The organism is Bacillus sp. 05T31 (assembly GCF_056396725.1).
The window spans coordinates 1-1,070 of record NZ_JBFTMA010001028.1; the positions used below are offsets into that span (position 1 = coordinate 1).

The 1,070-nt window shown below is 35.8% G+C and carries 2 protein-coding genes and 1 pseudogene; all 3 read left to right on the forward strand.

Annotation, left to right across the window (positions count from 1 at the left end):
• Positions 1-584: pseudogene (locus AC1DJR_RS31000) on the forward strand (hypothetical protein); the annotation flags it as partial.
• 57 nt (positions 585-641) lie between these two features.
• Positions 642-776: a hypothetical protein gene (locus AC1DJR_RS31005; protein WP_002014348.1), complete on the forward strand. Its 135-nt coding sequence runs from the start codon at positions 642-644 to the stop codon at positions 774-776.
• A 73-nt stretch (positions 777-849) separates the two neighbouring features.
• The coding region (locus AC1DJR_RS31010; RefSeq protein WP_477004365.1) for a DUF1294 domain-containing protein at positions 850-1,070 on the forward strand (221 nt) is incomplete at its 3' end.

Here is a 1,070-nt window from a genome sequence, read left to right on the forward strand (position 1 = left end):
CGTATATGTATCGCTGGATTAGCTTAGTTGCTGTTGATGGACAGTTCGTGTATCAATATAACGGTGTCGGCCGTAGCTTTTTAATCCAGTCGATGGGGAAAAATATTTCAAGTGAAAGTTATAAGTTGCACAGAGCATTGCTTCATAATCCGTTTATTTATGAAAACATCTTGTCACGATTTGAAGAAGAACAAGAAAAGGCAATGATACAAGGTGGACATTTATATACACATGCATTTGTATTAGGTGCTCAAGATATTAGATGGCTTCGTAAAGAGCATGTCCATAATATTTTAGATATGATTTTAATGTATGACCGTGAGGCAAAATATGACCCGACGTTAGAAGAAACATCTGACGATTTGTTAAGGTTATTCCTTGATGAAATTGAGCTGTATTTCCAAAACTATTACGGAACAGGTGCAGATATGGTTGCAAAGAAAGAGAAAGAGATGTTTATGAAACAATTGTGGGATCGTTCGTATGCGAAAGGGTATGTGGATCCAAATAGTGCGCCTTATAAAAAATGGCAAAATATATTACATGTTCCCGATGAAGAAGAAGTGCCAAAAACGAATGTATAATGAGTGAAAAGGGAATCCTTAAGAATGACAATACAACTTTAGAAATGAGGGATTCCGATGCCRTTTTTAGGWAGTGTATATCAAATATTTGGATTATATCCAGAAATTTATTATGGAATGATTTCAGCGGAAATCGCTGAACAACAAATGGAAGAACAGAAAGAACAAGAAAATCAAGAGACTGAATTATAAAACCATGCAGGCTACTCGCCTGCGTGGTTTTTTCGTGTTACAATAAAGCGAATTTTTTAAGGGAGAGAATAAGATGAAATGGATATACTTTATTATTATTAACGTTATAGCATTTAGTATGATGGGGCTTGATAAGCGAAAAGCAAAGAAAAAACAGTGGAGAACGCCAGAAAGTACGTTGTTTTTATCAGCTGCAGCTGGAGGGGCGATTGGAGCTTGGATTGGTATGTATATGTTTCATCATAAGACACATAAAAGTAAATTTGTCTTCGGTATTCCGGCGCTCGTTATTAT